We start from the raw sequence: 18504 nt of genomic DNA on the forward strand, positions 1-18504 counted from the left end.
AAGCCTGGGCTTTCTTACGCGAACGTCGCGCGTACGCTGCCCAGACCTTCGATTTCCGTGACGAACGTGCCTGCCTCGGTAACGGGGACCATCGGTCCGAGCGCGCCGGTGAGCACCACGTCCCCCGCGCGCAGCGGCGTGCCGAGTTGCGCCATGCGATCGGCAAGCCAGACCGCGGCATTCAGCGGGTTGCCCAGACAGGCCGCGCCGTTGCCGCGCGAGCGCACTTCGCCGTTGTGCGAAAGCGTCATCGCGCAGGCGGTCAAGTCAATGTCGGCGAGCGTGACCGGCCGGCTGCCCAGCACGAACAGCGCGCTCGACGCGTTGTCGGCCACGGTGTCGACGAAGCGGATATTCCACTGCTCGATGCGGCTGTCGACGACTTCCACGGCCGCGACCGCATAGGCGGTGGCGCGCAGAATGTCGGCGAACGTGTGTTTCTCGCACGTGAGGTCACGCTCGATCACAAGCGCGATCTCGGCTTCAACCTTGGGCTGGATGAGGCTCGCGAGCGGCATCGGCTGCGCGTCGCCGTAGGCCATGCCGGCAAACAGCGCGCCGAAGTCTGGCTGATCCACGCCGAGCTGGCGCTGCACCGCGAGCGATGTCAGGCCGATCTTCCGGCCGACGATGCGCTCGCCCCTGGCGGCGCGCGCGGCGACGTTGCACTGCTGCACTGCATAGGCGCTCGCCATGTCGTCGGGTGCGATCTCGCCGCGAACCGGTGCAATGGGCTGGCGCGTGGCCTCGGCCCGGCGAAGTCGCTCGGCGAGGGTCTGGATCAACGGGGAATTCGACATTGGGGACTCCTTCTATCAGGCGGCCGCGGCCAGCGCCGTTTGCGGCGTGGCGTGCATCGCGGCAAAGCCGGCGATCCATTCGGGAATCGCACGGTAGTAATCGAGGGACGCGCCGTACTCGCCATAAGCGGCGAGCGCCGCGAACGCTGCGACCCACGTACGGATTTCGTGGGCCGATTTGCCGCCTTCGCGTGTGATTGCGTCGTTGCTGATGTCATCGACAGCGCTCAGATGCCCGTCGCAGAGAAGCGTGAGAAACGCGTGGTCCCACTGCGGATTGAGCGGATGCAGATGACTCGTTCCCAACGTGAACGCTTCGGCGGCGGCCACCGTGCGTGCCTGGCGCGCCGCGCGCGACTCGGCGGACGGGTTGCGACCGGCGATCAGACGCTCGGCGACTTCCTCGGTCGCACCGATCAGCTCGGGCACGGGCGGCTCGTGCGAGATACCGCCCGATCCCACCACCAGCACGCGCTTGTCCGTGCGGGCCAGGTGCCGGCCGATGGCATCGCCCAGCAGGCGAGACCGGCGCAGCGTCGCCATCGGCGGCGCGACGGAGTTGATGAACACCGGCACGACCGGGTAGGCATCGAGCCCGCCTGTGAGCACTTCCAACGCATAGGCGCAGCCGTGATCGACCTGCATGCGGTACGACAGCGCGACATCGACCTCCGACGCCAGCACGTGCTCGGCAAGCGCATGCGCGATGTCTGACGGGACCGGCAACTTGCCGGCCAGGCTGTTGAAGTCGCCGATGGCCGTGGCCGCCGCGCCGATGCAGAACGGCGGCATGACGTCGTAGAAGAAGCCGTTGAAGTGATCCGGCGCGAATACGACAACCAGTTCGGGATCAAACGCTCGCACGCGCTCGCGTGCCTGCGCCTGCACCCGCTTCACTTCGGACACGATGTCGTCGGGCGGATCGAAATAGCCATGCAATGGCGTGTGCGAAATGCATTCGAGATGAATCGGCATCACTCAGGCTCCGGCAACTTGCTGCATTACGACGGCGTGGGCGGGGTTCGTTGGCGCACGCAGCGGCGTCACCTGCCGCACCGGATCGTCGCAGAGCGCTACCTTGCCGGCGAGTTCGGTCAGCGCTTCCGACACTTCCTGCGGAGCGCAGACACCCGCAACGAATCGATCGGGGCGCAGCAAGACCACGGATTGCGAACGCGCGCCGAACCAGTCCTTCAATCGATTGAGCGGATCCCCGATCGCGATCACGCCCTCCGGCACATCGTCGGTGTGCGCCATCTGGACATCGGGCTTGGCCAGCACGAAGCGCACGCCCAGCTTCTGGGCAACGGCGCGCGCACGCACCGTCAGGCCGAACGTCGGGTCCGCTCCCCAACCGAGCACGGCGAAGTGATTGCCGATGACGTCGTCGAGGCGCTGAAGCTCGCCGGTCCGTGTGCGGACATTGGGCTGAATGAACAGACGGCCAACCGGCGAACTGGCAAATGGGTCGCGGCCATACACCCGGCGACCGAGCCACGAATCCCGCTTCTCACTCATCAGGCCCAGCAGGCGGCCCGGTGCTGAGTTGCCCGAGCGCTTTAGCAGGCGCGCCAGCCAGCCGCCGCTGGATTTCGAGGGGGGAAGCAGCACCACGCCCGCTTCGTAGCGCGGCATCGGCTTGAACCGCATTTCCACGAAGTAGCGCCTGACCGACGGAAACCAGTTGAAGCTGCGCACGAAGGCGTCCCGGAAGCGCACGCCAAAGCGCGTGGTCGGTGCAAAGATGTCGCCCGCGACCTCGGAGAGGTGGATCATCGAGCGCGCATGCGGCCGGCGCTCGGCGGTGTATGTGTCGAGCAGGCTCGGGAGACTCTGCCCCTTGAGGACCATCGCAAGCTTCCAGCCAAGGTTGTTGGCGTCGCGAATGCCGCTGTTGTAGCCTTGACCTTGCCATACGGGCATGATGTGCGCCGCGTCGCCCGCCAGCAGCACGCGATCCACGCGGAACGTTTCCGCCAGACGCGCGTTGTGCGTGTAGACCCGCTTGCGAATGTAATCGACCCGGTCCGGATGCGCGACCACCTTGCGAATCAGCGCCGCCATGTTCTCTGGCCTGGAGAGTTCCTCTTCCGTCTCGCCCGGCATGACCATGAATTCGAAACGGCGAATGCCGTGCGGCAGGGCCGCCGAAACATACGGGCGCTCGTGATCGCAGTGCAGATAAACGTGAGGCGCGCCCACCGGGTCGTTACGCACGTCGACCACGATCCACTGGTTAGGCTTCGTGCGCCCTTCGAACGGCACCTGAAGCAGGCGACGAATCACACTGTTGCCGCCGTCGGCGCCGACAACGTAATCCGCGCGAATCGTACGGACTTCGCCATCGCTCGTTCGCGTGCTCAGCGTCACCCCCCGAGCATCCTGCGCGAACGCCTCGACGCTGTGCCCGAAGCGCACGTCCACATGGGCGAAGCGCTCTAGCCCCTCGAACAGCACCCGATCGGCGAGCGGTTGAATGAAGGCGTTTCGGCGCGACCAGCCGAATTCGTCGGTGCGCGGCTCGATCGACGCGAAGCAGTGACCATCGCTCGTGAGAAACCGCATCCAGTGGTCGGGGGTCGTGTGCGGAAGCAGGGCATCGGCAAGGCCGACGGCCTGGAACACACGCAAGGCCTCGTCGTCCAGACCGATGGCGCGCGGATAATCGATGAGTTGATCCAGCTTTTCCAGGATCGTGACGCGCACGCCTTGCAAGCCAAGGATATTCGCGATCATCAACCCAACCGGGCCGGCCCCGACGATGGCCACGTCCGTCGTGATCTCGGCAGTGGTGTCAGCCACGGCACTGGCGGCTTTGTCGAATGTACTCATGTGTCTCGCTCCTTTTTTGAGCGCGAGCGCGCCCCGCACGCCGGTCTAGCGCGTTCGAATGGCGTGCTGCGTTCGTTGATTCCGTCGCGGCTCGTGTTGTCCGCTAATCGTTGGGCCGGGGTCGGTCGTCGAGCGAGGCGTCTTCGACGACACTCGCTCACACCGAAAAGAAGGTGTCTCCGCTAGCGCTCTGATTTTTCGATGAGTCTAGGCAGGTCGCGAAAAGCGCTCAACAATTTCGCCGAAATGTGCATAGAATGCACATCATTGATTTTAAATACGATTTCATGAGCAAATATCCGAACGTGCGCGGTTTGTCGCGCGGCCTGCTGGTATTGCGGGCGCTCAACGCGATGGCGCGGGGACGCGCGACGCCGCAGCAGTTGAGCGAAGCGACGGGACTTCACCGCACCACCGTGCGCAGACTGTTGGAGACATTGCAGGAAGACGGATTCGTGCGACGCAGCACCTCCGACGACACCTTTCGTCTGGCGCTCGCGGTGCGCTCGCTCAGTGAGGGTTTCACGGACGACGAACGCGTAGCGACCATCGCACCGCCGATCATGGGGAAGTTGATGCAACGTGTGGTGTGGCCCTCCGATTTGACCACCCCCGACGGCGACGCCATGATCATCCGCGAGACGACGCATCGTTTCAGCCCGTTGTCGTTCCACCGCGCCATGGTTGGGCGGCGCCTGCCGATGCTGTTCACGGCTGCCGGACGGGCGTACTTCGGCATGTGCCCGGAGGCGGAGCGCGAGGACATTCTCGATTTGCTGCGTACGGGCGCGGGCGGGGAGTTGCAGCAGCGGTTCGCCTGCGACGACGCGTTCATCCGCAATCTCGTGCGCCAGACACGCGAGAATGGCTTCGGTTCGAATCATGGCGACTGGCTCGACCAGCGCAAGATCGGCGCGGTCGCGGTCGCCATTGCGTCGGAGGGCCGTGTGCTGGCGAGTCTTAACGTGATCTATCTCGATCAGGCCGTGAGCGCGGCCGAGGCCGTGCGGCGGTTCGTGCCGCCGCTTCAGGAGGCAGCGGCGCAGATGGCGGCAGCCGTGGCGCCGTCCGCCCCGGTGCATGCGGCGTCCGCTGACGATTAAGCGCCGCTGCTCGCCGTGACGGCCTGGGTCTGGACGTCGAGCAATACACCCCCGCCCGGCGCAGGGCCCGTCCGGTTAGCCTGTGTTGGCTCCACCGGTTCGATTCACCTCAGCGGAACAGCCAACCGGCGACAGCCTTGGTGTAGCGCGGCATGACCACGTAGACCATCAGCAACACGATCACCGCGGTAGCGCCCATCCGGGCGACGATCGACTCGCCGGGGAAGGGCCACAGGGCGAATACCGGCCCGAGTATCCAAGGCACCAGGACCGACAAGGGAAAGATCGCCGACCACGTCACCAGCCACTGCTTCCATGGCGTGGCGGGCTTGTGAGCAGGAGGCTCGAACCAGAACTCGAGTCCCGTGCGGATCTGATAGCGATCGCCTTTCGGCAAAAAGGGCTGCATGCGCTTCAGGAAATCGCGACGTTCGGCAGACTCCATCCAGCGCGTGAGGTTTTCGAAACCATCAAAGCGAATGATCACTACATAGGTATGCTGCTTACCGAGCGGCCGGATCACATCGGTGGAAAGATAGCCCTCGAAGCGCTCACAAGCCTTTCGGATATCGGCGAGCCATTGCTCGTAGCGATGCGTCGCTTCTGGAATGATCTCGTGGGTAATGATGCTCGTGACGATGTCGTTGGGCTCGCCGGTCATGATGGACAACGCGCAGGGCGTGATGGGGAGAACGCGATCATCAGATCACATTCCGGCGCGCTCACCAATAGTACAAAGGTGTGCCGCGCCGGCTCGCCGCCAAGCACCCCGCCAAGCACCCCGCCAATTGGGGTGCCGAACAACCTGTTGGCTTCGTCGGCTCGCGCAAACACCGGCAGCGACCCTCGCACGAGGTGGACCACCAGTTCGTGCCCGGCGCGCGTGCGATAGACATACATATCGGCAGCCGTGAATCGCCGGTTGACGCTCAATCGGGGGAGGGCGCATTCTAACGAGTCGTCCGAGACGCGCGGCCCGGGCGGTTAATACCAAGTGACGATGGCGGCGCCGGCACGGAGCCATTAGTCTGCTTTGTGATCGGCCGTCAGGCGTTGAGGTACAACACCAGACGCCCGCCAGCACCGTCGACACTTCCGTCGCAGATGGCCCGCAGTACCGAGACACTTGGTGCGGCCGCCGCTGTGGCGGCCTTTGATGCAAATGCAGCCCACACTGGTTTCAATTCGAAGTTGCTCTCGCCAGTCCGCCCTTCCTTCCTCGGAGCTCAGACGATGAATACGATCACCACCCAAGACGGCACGCAAATCTTCTACAAGGACTGGGGCAGCGGCAAGCCCGTGGTCTTCTCGCACGGCTGGCCGCTTAACGCCGACGCCTGGGACGCGCAGATGCTCTTCCTGGTGCAGCACGGCTGTCGTGTCATCGCGCACGACCGCCGGGGCCATGGGCGTTCCAGCCAGTCGGCGCATGGCAACGATATGGATACCTACGCAGACGACTTGGCGTCGCTGCTGGACTCGCTCGACATTCAGGGCGCTACGCTGGTCGGTCACTCGACGGGCGGCGGAGAAGTCGCGCACTACATTGGCCGCCACGGCACCCAGCGCGTTGCGCGCGCGGTATTGATCGGCGCGGTGCCGCCGATCATGGCCAAGTCCGCAGCCTATCCGAACGGCTTGCCGCTTGAGGTGTTCGACAACATCCGCAAGAGCGTGGCAGACAATCGCTCGCAGTTCTACAAGGACCTGGCAGTGCCGTTCTTCGGTTTCAACCGTCCGGATGCCAAAGTTTCGCAGGGCACCGTCGACGCGTTCTGGGCGCAGGGCATGACCGGCAGCATTCTGGGCCAGTATCTGTGCGTCAAGGAATTCTCGGAAGTCGACTACACGGAAGATCTGAAGAAAATGACGATCCCGACGCTGATCCTGCACGGCGACGACGACCAGATCGTCCCGATCGGCAATGCCGCCGAGCTGTCGGTCAAGATCGCCCCCAACGCCAAGCTCAAGGTGTACAAGGGGGCTTCCCACGGTATGTGCGTGATCAACGCCGATCAGGTCAACGCCGACCTGCTGGCCTTCATCAACCCGTGAGCATGCTGAACGTTTTCATCAGCATGTGATAACCGAGGTGCTCCATGACTCCCCTCCCGTCGTCGCCGGATGTTTCATCTGCGGTCGCTCGCAAGACGCGTTCGCTACCAAGCTGGATCTACTGGCTCGCGCTGTTGCTATTGTGTAGCGCTTACTTGCAAGGCGGCATCGACAAGGCGATGGATTTCCCGGGCGCCATCGCCGAGATGCGGCACTTCGGCTTGTCGCCAGCCGCGCCGATGGCACTGGCCGTTATCGTGCTTGAAATCGGCGCGTCACTGTTGATCCTGACGGGCCGGTGGCGGTGGTTGGGGGCGTTGGCGTTGGCCGGCTTTACGCTGGCGGCGTCGTGTCTCGCCAACCGGTTCTGGGCCGCGCCTCCCGAGGCGCGGCTGATGCTTGCCAACGGCTTTTTCGAGCATCTCGGACTGGTGGGCGGATTCGTCGCCGTCGCTTGGTATGACCTGAGCGCAAACGTTTGCCGACGCTCGTGATGACACGCTCTCGCTCGTCTCGCTTGACGTGAGGCGTCTCGTCGGAGGGGCATGTAGGGTGATCCCGGTATGCGCGCCTCCACCAAAGCCACCGACTTTCGGGGGGCCAAGCAAGGCGAACGCCGTATCCTGATGCCGTCCATGCGGTCGTTACGAGGTGGCCTCGCCGACGCGATGCGTCCTACGAGCGCCGGCAAGCCCGCTTATCGGCCACCGCCGCCTGCACCACCCGCGCCGCCTGCACCCCCTGCGCCGCCACCTACCCCACCGCCCATGCCACCGCCCATACCGCCGCCCATACCGCCGCCCATACCACCTCGGCCGCCGGTACCGCTACCGCGCGCCGGAGGCATATCCGGCAACGTCACGCCGCGCTCGCGCGCGCGCTCCTGCATCTGGCGGTGGTGTTCCAGTCTCAGGGCTTCGCGCTCGCGCACCGTCTTGGCGGCGCGCATCTTGGCGCGATACTCGTTACGCTCGCTCGGCGTCATCAACTGGCTGCCGTAGATGGTGTCTCGCGACTGCGTTTGTGTCCGGTCTCGGGTTCTGTCTTGAAGCAGGTCTTTGTCTTTCAGACGGTCTCTGTCCTGAAGCTGATCCTTGTCTTGCAGACGATCCTTGTCCCGCAACTGGTCTTTTGTCTGGTCCTGAGCTACGGCGACTCCCACGGTTCCGCCCAGTAGCAGGGCGAGGGTTGAGGACAAGGCCAACGAGGCAATCAGTTTGCGCGATTTCATGGTGTTCTCCAATCGTTGTATGCAGGGCAATTCCCGCGGGGTTACGAAACTACTCATGCGATGGCGACGAGCGACGGCCTTCCAACCACGTCTGACGCTTCCGAACGTGATAGCCGCTCACCCCTCTGCGCTTGCGCGACGGCCGCAATGGCATGCGCGCAAAGCGATTCGACGCCCATTTTTTCGTCGGCCAGACGTGGCATGTTTACTTCCTCGGCGCGGGCGTGGCGGCGAGCGCCATTCGTTGTTGCTCTGCAATCTGGGCAATCTGGTCCGCCTGTGCGTCGTTCATTCTGGCGCACAGAAGGAATCCGATTTTCATGACGGCTCCGGCGGTGACTGGTGCCTTGGCCACCAGGCCCAGCAACGTGCCGGCCAGTTCCGGATTCGGTGCGGGCTTGATCAGTTCGTTTTGCAGGTTACCCATCAAATATGGCGCGGCGATCTTGCCGCTGGCGGCCAGCGCCGGATCGACCTCGCCGCGCGCCGTGTTCAAGCGCAACAGATTGCTGCCACTGAATTGCTGCGCGGCTGTCATACCCAGCGACACGCCTTGGCAGCGCGGTGAACTGTCGAGCGAATTGCGCACGTTGACCGCCGGCCCCCCCCCGGGGCCCGGTATGAAGTCGGACGTGTCCCCGGTCGTCGGGGCGGTTGTCTCGGTTCCCGAGTCGGGCGGCGTCAATGGATCATCCGGGTTGGACCACCCGCCCCAGTAACGCAGGCGCGTGCGGCCCACGTCCTCCAGGCGGGTTGCTCCACTGCCGTAGCGGCCGACCCCCTCGGGCACCTGCCCATTGCCACGTATGCCGCTGCCGCCGCCGAAGCGCTCAGCACCCGGCGAGGGATGAGACGTGGCGCCCTGGTGTTGGCCGCTTTCGTGACCCTCGTGTCCGAAGCGCGTGCCGTGGCCTTTTTCCACCATCCCCCCGGTTTCCCCGCCTGCATCATGTCCGCCACCGTCACTGCCACCGCCACGCCCACCGCCGCCGCTATGGCCACTGGCACCGCTGCCACCGTTATGTCCACTGGCACCGCCGCCGCTGTCGTGCCCACCGCTGCTGCCGCCACTGTCGTGGCCGCCACCTCCGCCCGCGTCTTGCGCATTGGCGACCCCGATCACAACAGAGCCGATTGGCGTGCCAATGCGCCCCGGCGCGATCAGCGACGTGCCGATGGCCGCCATGGCAAGCACCGCGACTCGGACCTTAAGTTTCATGATGGCGCCCATATCTCGTGGCTCGAACGTTCTACGGCGAGTGACGTGATCAACTGCGCGCGGCGGCGATCAGCCATGCGCTTCCGCAATCGCTGCGCGCACGGCTTCTGCAATGGCACCAAGTTCGGCATCCGACACACCGGCGGGTAGCGTCAGCGTCATGATCTTGTTGATGGCGTCGACGGTTGCAGTACTGACCGGCAATGTCTTGTCGGAAGCCGTGCCAATGAACACCGCAGCAAGAAGGAGCGCCCGGGTCGCCGATGTGCTCGCGTCGTAAGTTCCCGAACTGCTGACGATCTGACCGGTGGTCAGCAGATTTTTATAGAGCGCCAGGTTTTGTAGTGGCGAATCGACCATGACAACCGACGTATCGGTGAACGTCTGCTTGACTAACGTTTGCAGCGCCGCGACTTTCTGATCCATGGTGAGCGCGGTGTTGTCTGCGATCGCCAGAACCTGGTTATAGAACGCCGGTTGCATGCTGGAGAGCGCATCGGCCAGCGAACGGTCCAGCACATGAGACGGCGCGCGGGCTACGTTCAGGCGACCCAGTTCAAGATCCGAAGGAATGCCTTCCTGCGCCCAAGCCGGTTTGCCTCCTTGAGTGCCCGGGGCGGGCTTGGAGCCACCGCCGCCGTACTTCGGCCCTTTCGCATCACTGTCGGCGCTCGGGCCGCCTTGGCCGGAACCGCTTGAACCCGCATCGGATGACGCGCCGCGCTTGCCTTTGTTGCCGCGCTCCGCGCTTGGCCCGCCCGCGCCTTTCGGCGTGCCGCTTTGCGCATGCGCGGATGAGATCGGCGCTAGTGAAGCCAGCCAATTCGGCGCGGTGCTGCTGATACTCATGGCCATGCCGAGCGACGCTGCGGTGGCAATGGCGATTCTGGTCATCGATAGGGGTTGGGTGGACATGACATTCCTCTCGTCGCATGGATATGGAAGTAAGCTGATTAACGTGATCCGGCCTGAACGCACTCAAGTCGACCTGTATTGTTCGATTACATTTTTGCAGCTTGCGCGCTGCGAATATTGATGCGCATCAAGGGCATTGCATGCAGCCGGGCTGAGCGGATGGCGTTTGTCTGCGGCATCCCGAGGTCCGATGTGCAGCGTCGCATCCATGCGGTAGCGCGCCGGCAGATTCATTGCCGGCGACGCATATCGGGTGGGGGAGGGTCAGTGCGAAAAGGGGATGACCACGCGGGCCATCACCGTGTACTGATTGAAATTCTCGGTCGGGACGCTTGAATTGAGTCGTCGTGCGGTAACGCTCAGGTCGAGCAATAGATTCCGATGGAAGCGGTAGCTCATCCCTAACGTGGCGCCGTAGTAGTCGTCGCTGCGGGGAATGCCTTTATAAGCGACGTGGGACAGCGAGCCGGTGCCCCTGACGGTCAGCTTTTCCGTCAAGCGTTGCTCGACACCGAGCGATGCGTAAGTGTTCAAGTAGCTCGACGACACTAGCAACACGCTGGGCGACGGTGTTGACGTGACGGTGGTTTCCTCGACCGTTCGATCGAGATAGGCCGACACAGTGGTGCGATCGGTCGGTACCCATTGCAGCGCGGCGCCTACCACGGGCGCCGTGACGTCGGCGAATCGCGGATCTCGATAATCCTGTCGCAGCCATCCGGCGAATGCATCGAGCTTCAATACGCGAGGAATGTTCCATCGGACGCCGGCCAGATAGCGCATCCCGGTCGAGTCGCGCTCATAGCCGAGATCGTCGACCGTGCTGTTGTAGTACCGGTTATCGAAGGCGATCTGAATGTAGGGCTCGATGCGCGGCGTGACCTCGTATCCGACGCGCACGCCGCCGGTGTACTGCCAGCGGTCGCGGTCGCTGTTGTTGATGATGTTGACGGCGCCGCTGCTGGTGAGGAAGTTGACGTTGTTATAAGTGAGCTGCTGTGCCGTACCGGCCACACGCACCGAGACCCGCCCGAACTGATGAAACACACCGCCATACAGGCGCAATTGATGGTATTGGGTGGGCGTCAAACCGTTACGCGCCGAGGGCGACTCGCGGTCTTCGTGCTCTTGTGAGAAATGCACGCCACCGTAGACGTTGGTATTCGCGCTGAAGTCGTAGCGGCCTTCAGTGCTTAAATGGAAATCATTCGAATTTTCCGACGTGTAGGTCGAGTAGCGCGTACTGTCGACGGACGCGTGAAAATCCAGTTCATGCTTGGCCCAGTTCGATTCGGCCCGGATCGCCGGAGAGAAGATCCAGGCCCGGTCGCTCAGGCGAGTGTCGTTCGGCGAAAAGTAGACATTACTGTCATACATCCACGAGGTGGCGAGCTCTGGATAGATCAGGAACGATCCGAGCGAGAACGGTGCGCCAGTGGCACTCGCCGGGCTGGCCGGTGTGGGAATGCGATCCGGTGCCTTGCCCGGAACAGCGTTGTCGCTGGGGGCTTGCGGTGGCAGGCTGGGCACCTGAGCCGTGGGCGATGGCGGCTCGGCGGTGGGCGATTGCGCCAATTTGTCCTGGGCAAGCACCGGGGATGACCACACCAGAGCCGTGGCAATCAGAGACAGCAGATTGCCGTGCCGCAAGCGCAGCCGCGTCGGCACCTCGGCTCGCCGCACGACATCGCCGTGCCTTGATGGCCTGCCGGCCCTTGTTCTTGCTCGGCCAAATTGCATGTTCGCCTCTCTGAAGCCATGTTATGGTCATGTGCGCCATCCAGCATGCGCATGTCGAATTCGACGCTTGATTGAGCATAACCATGGCTCTGGCGAGGGACTTTGACATTATTCAAATAGTTTTGACATATTCATGCGTGTTGCGTAGTGGCCTCAATGGTCGTTCTCCGCTGGACTCTTGGTGTCCCTGCGCTGATGCATACGCATACGTGTTGGAGGGCCTCCTGCAGAGCGGGGCCCCATCAACGGCATTCATTGTGCCGTCTGCCGCAGCGGCTTCGTGGCCCGCCTGACCCACATCCGGTCAAGCGCCCAGACCGCGAGCATCGTCGCGCCCATCAGCGGAAACACGACGCCCAACGCGACCAGGGACACGATCCAGCCACGCATGGGAACGCGCGTCGGCATTCGCGCGGGCGCGCCCAGCGAGCGAGACGGGCGGCGTATCCACCACATCGCGGCGCCTGTGGCCGCCATGGCGAAGAGCCCCATCGACATCAGCGCGCATAGCCATTGATTTGCGGCGCCGAAGTATCGGCCCATGTGCAGCGACGTGCCATACGAGATCGCCTGCGCGACGCCACCATAGGCGTCGTAATCGATGTCGCGCAGCACCGTACCGCTGTACTGGTCGATGTGCAGGGTGCGTTCGTCGCGCGGATCAGGTGGGAAGTAAGAAATGGTGTAGACGCCATCGGCGCGCGACGGAACGACCAGGCTGTATCCGGTGCTCACGCCCTTGCTTGCCGCAATTTCCATCACGCGGTCGATGGGCAGCGCACCCTGAGCGTCAAGTTGAGCGATCGTCAGCCCCTTCGTGCCGCCACCGCCACCGTGCGCGGCATGTTCGTCGGCGGCGCTTGCGCCGCCGGCTTGAGACGAGGCCCTCATGCCTTTCATTTCGGCCCGCTCTGGATCGCCGTGATCGCCGTGCATGTCGCTCATCTCGTGCGCTGGCACCTTCGAATTGGGCACCGTCGTGTCGCCCACGGCCCACGGCATTTGAGCGATCGGTAGATCATCCATCTTTGTCGGCATGCGCGAGCGTACCGGCGCTTCTCCCCACGCGCCGGCAGGATAGCCCATGCCCGCTTGCGTCGCGATCGCCTTGAACTGCTTGCCCCACGAGCCCGACCAAGGCAACCCGGTGAGCACGAATGCCAGTCCGCCAGCCGCGAGCCAAAGGCCCGCGACGCCATGCAGATTGCGCAGCAGAGGCCGGCCACGCAACTGAAGCCGCGGTTTGAGCGCACCCGCCCATGTCGCGTTGCCGCGCGGCCACCACAGCGCCACGCCGGTCACCAGCATGACCAGTGTCCAGCACCCGGCCAGCTCCATGAGCAGTTCCCCGGGTTTGCCTAACATCATCGCGCGATGCAACTGGCGCACCTGCTTCATCAGCCGATGCTCGACGCTGAGCGTGCCCAGCACCTCGCCAGAATACGGGTTGACGTACACACTCTCGCGCTCGCCGTCGGGTAGGCGGAAAATGAATTCCGCGCTTCGTGCCGGGTCGCGATTCACCTCGACCGAACTGATCGTGGCGCCCCGCGGCAGCGATGCCGCGGCACGGTTCATCAGCGCTTGCTCTGTCATACGAGGTGCCTGCGACGCGGCAACGACCATACGGTCGTGATACAGCCACGGTTCAATCTGTGGTTGAAAGACGTAGATCGTCCCAGTGACGGCCAACACCATGAGCCAGGGCATGACGAACAGCCCGGCATAGAAGTGCCAGCGCCACAGCGTGCGATAGCGGCCGGCGGCCTGATTGGGCGGCACGTCGCGCATCGGCGTGAAAGGTATCCCCATGATTCGTGATCTCCTTGGCCTGCGATTCAGATGGCGAACTTGCCTTCGATGAAGAAAGTGCGGCCAGCGTAGGGGTGATAGACGAAGTAGCGCGTGTCGAACAGGTTATCCACGCCGATACCGATCTGCGTGCGCGCAGTCGGCTTGTAGGTGAACTTCGCATCGACGACGGTGTAGGTGCTCGTGCCGCCGAACGTGTTCGGATTGTTGTCGGTATTGGTCAGCGTGTTGTACTGACGGCCCGAGTAACGAATCGCGCCGGTCACTGCCGTCTTCGCATTGAAGCGGTAGGTCGCCACCAGATTCGCGCGCCACAGCGGAATCCGATAGAAATACTTGCCGACGGAAGCCGGATTATTCGTGTTCGCCATGATCTTTGACTGCGTGTACGTCAGGCCGGCTGCGATGTCGAGGCCTTGAAAGAGGACGTCCTGACCGTCGAAAGCCGCATCGATACCACGCGAGCGAACCTTGTCGATGTTCTGGAAGTTCGTGACGTTGGGGAACACGGTCGTATTTGTCTGACTGAAGATTGTGTTTTTCACGTCGTCCTGGAACAGCGAAACGCGCACCTTGCCGACCTCTAGTTGCCACTCGGCGCTCAACTCCTTCGCGAGATCGTCTTCTGGGCGCAGTCCCGGGTTGTTGTTGACGATGTTCGTGCCGGTGATCGAGCCCTGGAAGAGCTCGGAGACGGTCGGGAACCGGTAGGCGCGTGCGATGGATGCGCGCAGCGTCAGGTCTTGCGTCGCCGCGAACGCTAGCGACAGCTTCGGCGAAAAGTGGCTGTCGGCCGATCGCGCATACGGCAGCGTCACGCCGCCGAGTGTGCGTGCGCCCGAATAGGCGCGCCAATCTTCGTAACGCAGGCCGGTTGTGAGTTTCCAGCGCGGCAGGAACTGCCATGCATCCTGGGCGTACAGTGCTTGCGTGAGCGTATTGCCGCCGAACGCATTGGCGAGCGACGTATCGCTTCCGTTCACCCACGCCGCCGTATTGAACGTGCGGTTATCGAGGAAATACGTGTCGAAGTGATAACCGAACGCCAGCCAATGCGCGCCCGCCCCGACCTGGGCGGGCGTATAGGTGCTGCGCAGGTCAATCGACTTCCAGCCCGTACCGTCGCCATACGTTACCGTCCCCGGTCCGTTGCCGGGCGCTCCGGTGCTGGCCGTGCGGGCCTCGCTTTGCGAAATATCGAAGTACGACGCGATGGCTTCCCAATTCCAGCCGGATTTGTGGCGTGTCTTGAGCGACAGGCCGTAAAGCAGGTTCTCGCTCACGCCCTGGCTTGGCGCAAATGCCGATGCCGGAATGACATATTGGTAGCCATTGATGTTGACCGTCCCCGAATACACCGGATTGCCGTTCGCGTCGCGCAGGAACGTGCTCGTCTGACTGTTGTAGTTCTGATGCCAGTAGCCAAAGCTGAAGCCGCCTTGCAGCGTCGGCGTGAAATCGTAGGTGGCCTTGAGCTTGAGCTGGTCTTGCGTCACACGCTCGATGCCTTCTCCGTTCACTCCCATCACCACACCCGGCACGCCGCTCTGGTCGCGATAGGAATACGCGCCGCTCACGACCTTGGCGCTTGCCGTGGCAGGCGTGGTCGATTGGGACGCCGTGTAGAACTGGAGCGGTTGTCCCGTGTTCTCCATGTGGTCGACGCCCACCAGCAGCGACAGATTGCCGAACTTGTCGCCAACGCTCGCACTCACGTTGCTGCCGTTGAAGCTTCGGTTCACTCCGAACAGGTCAAAGTGCTGGGTGAATCCCTGAACCTTCGCGTCGGTCACGAACTGCTCCGGCATGCGGGTCGTGATGAGCACTGTCGCGCCGATGGCATTGCCCGGATAGAGCGCCGAGAACGGCCCGTAAATGACATCGACTTGATCGATCTCCTCCGGAAACACCATCGACCAACGTGGCGCGAATGTCCAGGTGTTGCCAAGGAAGTTGCTCAGCAGCAGACCGTCGGCGTAGACAAGGCCGCGAGCCGTTTGCGAGTTGCTCGTCCCACGCACGGCGATGGTGGAATTCAGATCGCCGATGAAACGGCGTCGAACGGCCATGCCGGGGGCATATCGCAAGGCGTCTTCGGTCGTCTCGACGTTCTGGTACTGCAGTTGGTCCGCGGTGACCGTGGCGCTCGAGGCGGGCAAGTTCGGATCGAGCACGTGCTTGGGCGTGCGCTCGGCGGAGACGGCGACGGACGTCGGCGCGAGTTCGACGGCGGACGGTTGAGTGGTGTCGTCGGCGTACGCGACGGCCGGCAACACGGCGGCCAGCGCGAGCGCCAGCGGCGTCTTGCGCGCAAAGGGGGAGAGCATGGATTTTCCTGACTGCGATGAGCGAATGACGACCGGCAGGCCAATGCAGTGCAATGGCTTGCTGGGCACGAAAAGGCGTCAATCAGGAACGGTGCGGCGGGGCCCGGGCGGGCGGAATGTAGACGAGCGGACGGAGTTGCGGCGAGACGGTCGACGTCGGACCGGCCCGGGCGATCCAGACAAATGACACCGCACTGGCGTGCGGCGGCATGACCAGCGGCGGATGGTTCGCAAGTAACGAGCAATAGCCGCAGGCGTCACCGTTCCCGCCATGATCGGCGGCCGGTGCGTGGCGCATGTCCGCGTGCGAATCGTCGTGCGCGATGGTTGGCACGGCCGACGGCGTCAATCCGTCTGCGGTACAGAAGGTTGCGTCGATCTGCGAAACGCTCGTGCGATGCGCGGCCAGCCACTGGCTCACGATCGGTGCGCAAAGCGCCAGGCACATGGCGGTCAAGCCAAGCCATGCGCTGAAACGTTTGCGTGAGCGAGTGAGCATCGTTGTGAAAGGCCGATTTTCGGTCCGCCGGGATGGCCGAATCTGGAATTCGCCCGGATCGTATCACGAATGCGTCGCATTCGCTAAGCGGCGCGGGTATCCAACATGAAGCGCGTTGGCTTTTGCGCAGGCGGGTTGCGCCAAGTAGAGATCGAGAGCGGGGGGGGGAGGGCGTCGAACGCCCGGTCGCGAAAAGCGAGGCGGGCGCGGCACGCTATCGGTAAGCGGTTCGTGCCTAGATCCCGAGGACGTTGGCGCCAATGCAGGGATCGATGGCGCGTTCGAGGCGCTTCTGATGCACGTTCAGTGTGATTTCCATCGAGCCGGTTCCAACCTCGAGATCCAGCAAATGCCCGCCGTAGGCACTGAAAGTGCTATCGCCTGCAATGCCGTGAATGTGGATCGATGGCTTACCTTCCTTCCATGCGACCGACCCGACGATGCTTGCCATCTCCACGTTGCGAAACGTCTTGGAATCGAAGTCCTTCTTGGCCGCGTTCCAGGACCCGAACGTGGCGTGTCCGAAGCCGATGGCTGCGACGCTGGCCGCCGGAATGTTCTCCGCGATGGCGAACTTCGTCAACTGCTCGAACACATTGTCGCCCATGCGCAAAACCATGAAATAGCCGGTCGGGGTCTTGATGTACCTGCGCTGCACGTCGGGACCGCCGGCCGTGATGACCTCCGCCTCGCATTCGGCCGGCGATTTGGCTTGTGCTAGCGCCCCCGTCGGCATGATCGACGTGGCGATGGCGCCAACCGAGAGGAAGGCCACGTTCTTGAAGAAGTGCCGGCGCAGATGGGTCTCGTCCATGGTGTGTCTCCGTTTGATGTTGTGGCCGACTGGCAAATCGGCTGGCTCGGAGTGTAGTCAACGCATGTCGGCCTGAATACTGAGAGTTGAGACTGGCGTTATAACCGACGCTCATGTTTCAGGCACGCCGCCCCCGATTAAGTCGGCGCGGCTGCGGCCACGTCTGATGCTGGGTTCAGGAGCTTCTCGATCAGCAGCTTCGCGCCTGGTGAGGCAGGTGCGCCCTTGCGCGTCACTAATTCATAGGGTTCGCTTCGTGACGACAAGGTCAAGGGAAGAATGCGGGTAATGCCGTGTCGAGTGAAGAATTGTGCAACGTCGATAGAGACGAGTGCGACGAAAGATGGGTTGCCTTGCAGCAGTGAAAGTGTGGCGAACGCCGACGTGGTCTCCAGAAGATTCGACGGGAATCGGATTTCAGATTCCCGGAACTCGCGCTCAAGCAGCATTCGCATTGGCATATTGGCGCGGTACACCACCCATCGGTAATCAGCGAGCTCCCTCAGGGTGATTCGCTCAGGCGTGTGAAGCGGATGATTCACATTGGCGATGACGGCCAACGTTTCCTCCTGCAACTTGACGCTGTCATACAGCGATGGGGTCTGACTGATCGTCGTTCTACACACAGCGAGATCGAGTCGGCCCGTATCGATCAGGTTCAGCAGCGCTGCGCTCGTGTCCTCCACAATCTCGACCGACATCTCCGAGTGCTGCGCAATCAATGCCGATACCGCTTCCGTAACCCGTGGAACCGCTCCCATGATGACGCCGACCGATACCCGTCCACCGTGCCCGCGCATGATGCCGACGATTTCCTCGCGTAGATGGGCGAGGTCGGTATGGATCAATCGCGCGTAACGAATCACGCAGTGCCCGATTTCATTGGGCTCGAGCCCTCGATTGGTGCGATTGAACAGCGCCGTGCCAAACGTCGTTTCGATTTCCTGCAGTGCCTTGCTTGCCCCAGGCTGTGTAAGCGAGACCTGTTTGGCGGCGCTCTGTAACGAGCCGTGGTCCGCCAGGGCAATGAGCAGACGCAACTGCTTCAGGTGCAGCCGAGAGATGATCGAGTTGAGCGGTGGAGCCATTCTTGAATGAGGAAAAGTTATATCAGTATCAAATCCTCTCAGTTTCGGAGGAAAGGAGTGATGCCTATA

At 63.0% G+C, this 18504-nt stretch carries 16 protein-coding genes; 3 read left to right on the plus strand and 13 right to left on the minus strand.

Going from position 1 to position 18504, the window contains the following annotated elements:
• Nucleotides 1–14 precede the first annotated feature (14 nt).
• From mhpD to A985_RS0121315, 3 genes are read right to left on the minus strand one after another with little or no spacing between them, the layout of a single operon-like run.
• Nucleotides 15–800 carry a 2-keto-4-pentenoate hydratase gene (mhpD, locus tag A985_RS0121305; protein WP_017235402.1) on the minus strand — a complete coding sequence of 262 codons (786 nt, stop codon included), beginning with the start codon at nt 798–800 and terminating at the stop codon, nt 15–17.
• A 15-nt stretch (nt 801–815) separates the two neighbouring features.
• Complete coding sequence (locus tag A985_RS0121310) at nt 816–1775, minus strand: 3-carboxyethylcatechol 2,3-dioxygenase (protein WP_017235403.1); 960 nt, start codon at nt 1773–1775, stop codon at nt 816–818.
• Nucleotides 1776–1778: 3 nt separating this feature from the next.
• Nucleotides 1779–3632: a bifunctional 3-(3-hydroxy-phenyl)propionate/3-hydroxycinnamic acid hydroxylase gene (locus A985_RS0121315; RefSeq protein ID WP_017235404.1), complete on the minus strand. Its 1854-nt coding sequence runs from the start codon at nt 3630–3632 to the stop codon at nt 1779–1781.
• Between the two features lie 287 nt (nt 3633–3919).
• Here A985_RS0121315 and A985_RS26550 point away from each other — a divergent pair, with 287 nt between their 5' ends.
• The gene (locus A985_RS26550) at nt 3920–4735 is read left to right on the plus strand and encodes a DNA-binding transcriptional regulator (RefSeq protein WP_039830649.1); all 816 of its coding nucleotides are present in this window, start codon (nt 3920–3922) and stop codon (nt 4733–4735) included.
• 109 nt (nt 4736–4844) lie between these two features.
• Here the strand turns inward: A985_RS26550 and A985_RS0121325 are convergent, their stop codons facing one another.
• Nucleotides 4845–5396, minus strand: a complete 552-nt coding sequence (locus tag A985_RS0121325; RefSeq protein ID WP_017235406.1) for an antibiotic biosynthesis monooxygenase — start codon at nt 5394–5396, stop codon at nt 4845–4847.
• 572 nt (nt 5397–5968) lie between these two features.
• On the opposite strand from A985_RS0121325, the gene A985_RS0121330 reads away from it, so the two are divergent.
• A complete protein-coding gene (locus A985_RS0121330; RefSeq protein WP_017235408.1) occupies nt 5969–6790 on the plus strand; it encodes an alpha/beta fold hydrolase in 822 nt (273 codons plus the stop codon).
• 44 nt (nt 6791–6834) lie between these two features.
• Entirely contained in the window at nt 6835–7284 is a 450-nt protein-coding gene (locus tag A985_RS0121335; RefSeq protein ID WP_026132258.1) for a DoxX family protein, read from the plus strand.
• 203 nt (nt 7285–7487) lie between these two features.
• Here A985_RS0121335 and A985_RS29900 read toward each other — a convergent pair whose 3' ends face one another.
• The 9 genes from A985_RS29900 to A985_RS0121380 all read right to left on the minus strand — a co-directional run bounded on the left by A985_RS29900 (nt 7488) and on the right by A985_RS0121380 (nt 18435).
• Complete coding sequence (locus A985_RS29900) at nt 7488–8021, minus strand: hypothetical protein (protein WP_017235410.1); 534 nt, start codon at nt 8019–8021, stop codon at nt 7488–7490.
• Between the two features lie 205 nt (nt 8022–8226).
• Nucleotides 8227–9252 (minus strand): hypothetical protein, encoded by a 1026-nt coding sequence (locus tag A985_RS27240; RefSeq protein WP_017235411.1) that lies wholly within the window; start codon nt 9250–9252, stop codon nt 8227–8229.
• Nucleotides 9253–9309: 57 nt separating this feature from the next.
• Nucleotides 9310–10155 carry a hypothetical protein gene (locus A985_RS26565; RefSeq protein ID WP_157211547.1) on the minus strand — a complete coding sequence of 282 codons (846 nt, stop codon included), beginning with the start codon at nt 10153–10155 and terminating at the stop codon, nt 9310–9312.
• Between the two features lie 264 nt (nt 10156–10419).
• On the minus strand, nt 10420–11838 hold the full coding sequence (locus A985_RS0121355) for an outer membrane beta-barrel protein (RefSeq protein WP_026132259.1): 1419 nt from the start codon (nt 11836–11838) through the stop codon (nt 10420–10422).
• A gap of 309 nt (nt 11839–12147) precedes the next feature.
• Entirely contained in the window at nt 12148–13707 is a 1560-nt protein-coding gene (locus tag A985_RS0121360) for a PepSY domain-containing protein (protein ID WP_157211548.1), read from the minus strand.
• A gap of 26 nt (nt 13708–13733) precedes the next feature.
• Nucleotides 13734–16034 carry a TonB-dependent receptor gene (locus tag A985_RS0121365; protein ID WP_017235415.1) on the minus strand — a complete coding sequence of 767 codons (2301 nt, stop codon included), beginning with the start codon at nt 16032–16034 and terminating at the stop codon, nt 13734–13736.
• 82 nt (nt 16035–16116) lie between these two features.
• The gene (locus A985_RS26570; RefSeq protein WP_017235416.1) at nt 16117–16533 is read right to left on the minus strand and encodes a DUF2946 domain-containing protein; all 417 of its coding nucleotides are present in this window, start codon (nt 16531–16533) and stop codon (nt 16117–16119) included.
• Between the two features lie 235 nt (nt 16534–16768).
• The gene (locus A985_RS0121375) at nt 16769–17347 is read right to left on the minus strand and encodes a PPC domain-containing DNA-binding protein (RefSeq protein ID WP_017235417.1); all 579 of its coding nucleotides are present in this window, start codon (nt 17345–17347) and stop codon (nt 16769–16771) included.
• 137 nt (nt 17348–17484) lie between these two features.
• Nucleotides 17485–18435, minus strand: coding sequence for a LysR family transcriptional regulator (locus tag A985_RS0121380; RefSeq protein ID WP_017235418.1), 951 nt, complete (start codon nt 18433–18435; stop codon nt 17485–17487).
• Between the last annotated feature and the right edge of the window lie 69 nt (nt 18436–18504).

This window comes from Pandoraea sp. B-6 (assembly GCF_000282835.1).
Taxonomy (GTDB): domain Bacteria; phylum Pseudomonadota; class Gammaproteobacteria; order Burkholderiales; family Burkholderiaceae; genus Pandoraea; species Pandoraea cepalis.

Excerpts from the sequence above, each read along its gene's own strand:
- A985_RS29900 (WP_017235410.1), bottom strand. The coding sequence starts at position 8,021 with ATGAAATCGCGCAAACTGATTGCCTCGTTGGCCTTGTCCTCAACCCTC.
- A985_RS26565 (WP_157211547.1), bottom strand. The coding sequence starts at position 10,155 with ATGTCCACCCAACCCCTATCGATGACCAGAATCGCCATTGCCACCGCA.
- A985_RS0121325 (WP_017235406.1), bottom strand. The coding sequence starts at position 5,396 with ATGACCGGCGAGCCCAACGACATCGTCACGAGCATCATTACCCACGAG.
- A985_RS0121380 (WP_017235418.1), bottom strand. The coding sequence starts at position 18,435 with ATGGCTCCACCGCTCAACTCGATCATCTCTCGGCTGCACCTGAAGCAG.
- A985_RS0121310 (WP_017235403.1), bottom strand. The coding sequence starts at position 1,775 with ATGCCGATTCATCTCGAATGCATTTCGCACACGCCATTGCATGGCTAT.
- A985_RS0121375 (WP_017235417.1), bottom strand. The coding sequence starts at position 17,347 with ATGGACGAGACCCATCTGCGCCGGCACTTCTTCAAGAACGTGGCCTTC.
- A985_RS27240 (WP_017235411.1), bottom strand. The coding sequence starts at position 9,252 with ATGGGCGCCATCATGAAACTTAAGGTCCGAGTCGCGGTGCTTGCCATG.
- A985_RS0121365 (WP_017235415.1), bottom strand. The coding sequence starts at position 16,034 with ATGCTCTCCCCCTTTGCGCGCAAGACGCCGCTGGCGCTCGCGCTGGCC.
- A985_RS0121335 (WP_026132258.1), top strand. The coding sequence starts at position 6,835 with ATGACTCCCCTCCCGTCGTCGCCGGATGTTTCATCTGCGGTCGCTCGC.
- A985_RS0121315 (WP_017235404.1), bottom strand. The coding sequence starts at position 3,632 with ATGAGTACATTCGACAAAGCCGCCAGTGCCGTGGCTGACACCACTGCC.
- mhpD (WP_017235402.1), bottom strand. The coding sequence starts at position 800 with ATGTCGAATTCCCCGTTGATCCAGACCCTCGCCGAGCGACTTCGCCGG.
- A985_RS26550 (WP_039830649.1), top strand. The coding sequence starts at position 3,920 with ATGAGCAAATATCCGAACGTGCGCGGTTTGTCGCGCGGCCTGCTGGTA.
- A985_RS0121360 (WP_157211548.1), bottom strand. The coding sequence starts at position 13,707 with ATGGGGATACCTTTCACGCCGATGCGCGACGTGCCGCCCAATCAGGCC.
- A985_RS26570 (WP_017235416.1), bottom strand. The coding sequence starts at position 16,533 with ATGCTCACTCGCTCACGCAAACGTTTCAGCGCATGGCTTGGCTTGACC.
- A985_RS0121330 (WP_017235408.1), top strand. The coding sequence starts at position 5,969 with ATGAATACGATCACCACCCAAGACGGCACGCAAATCTTCTACAAGGAC.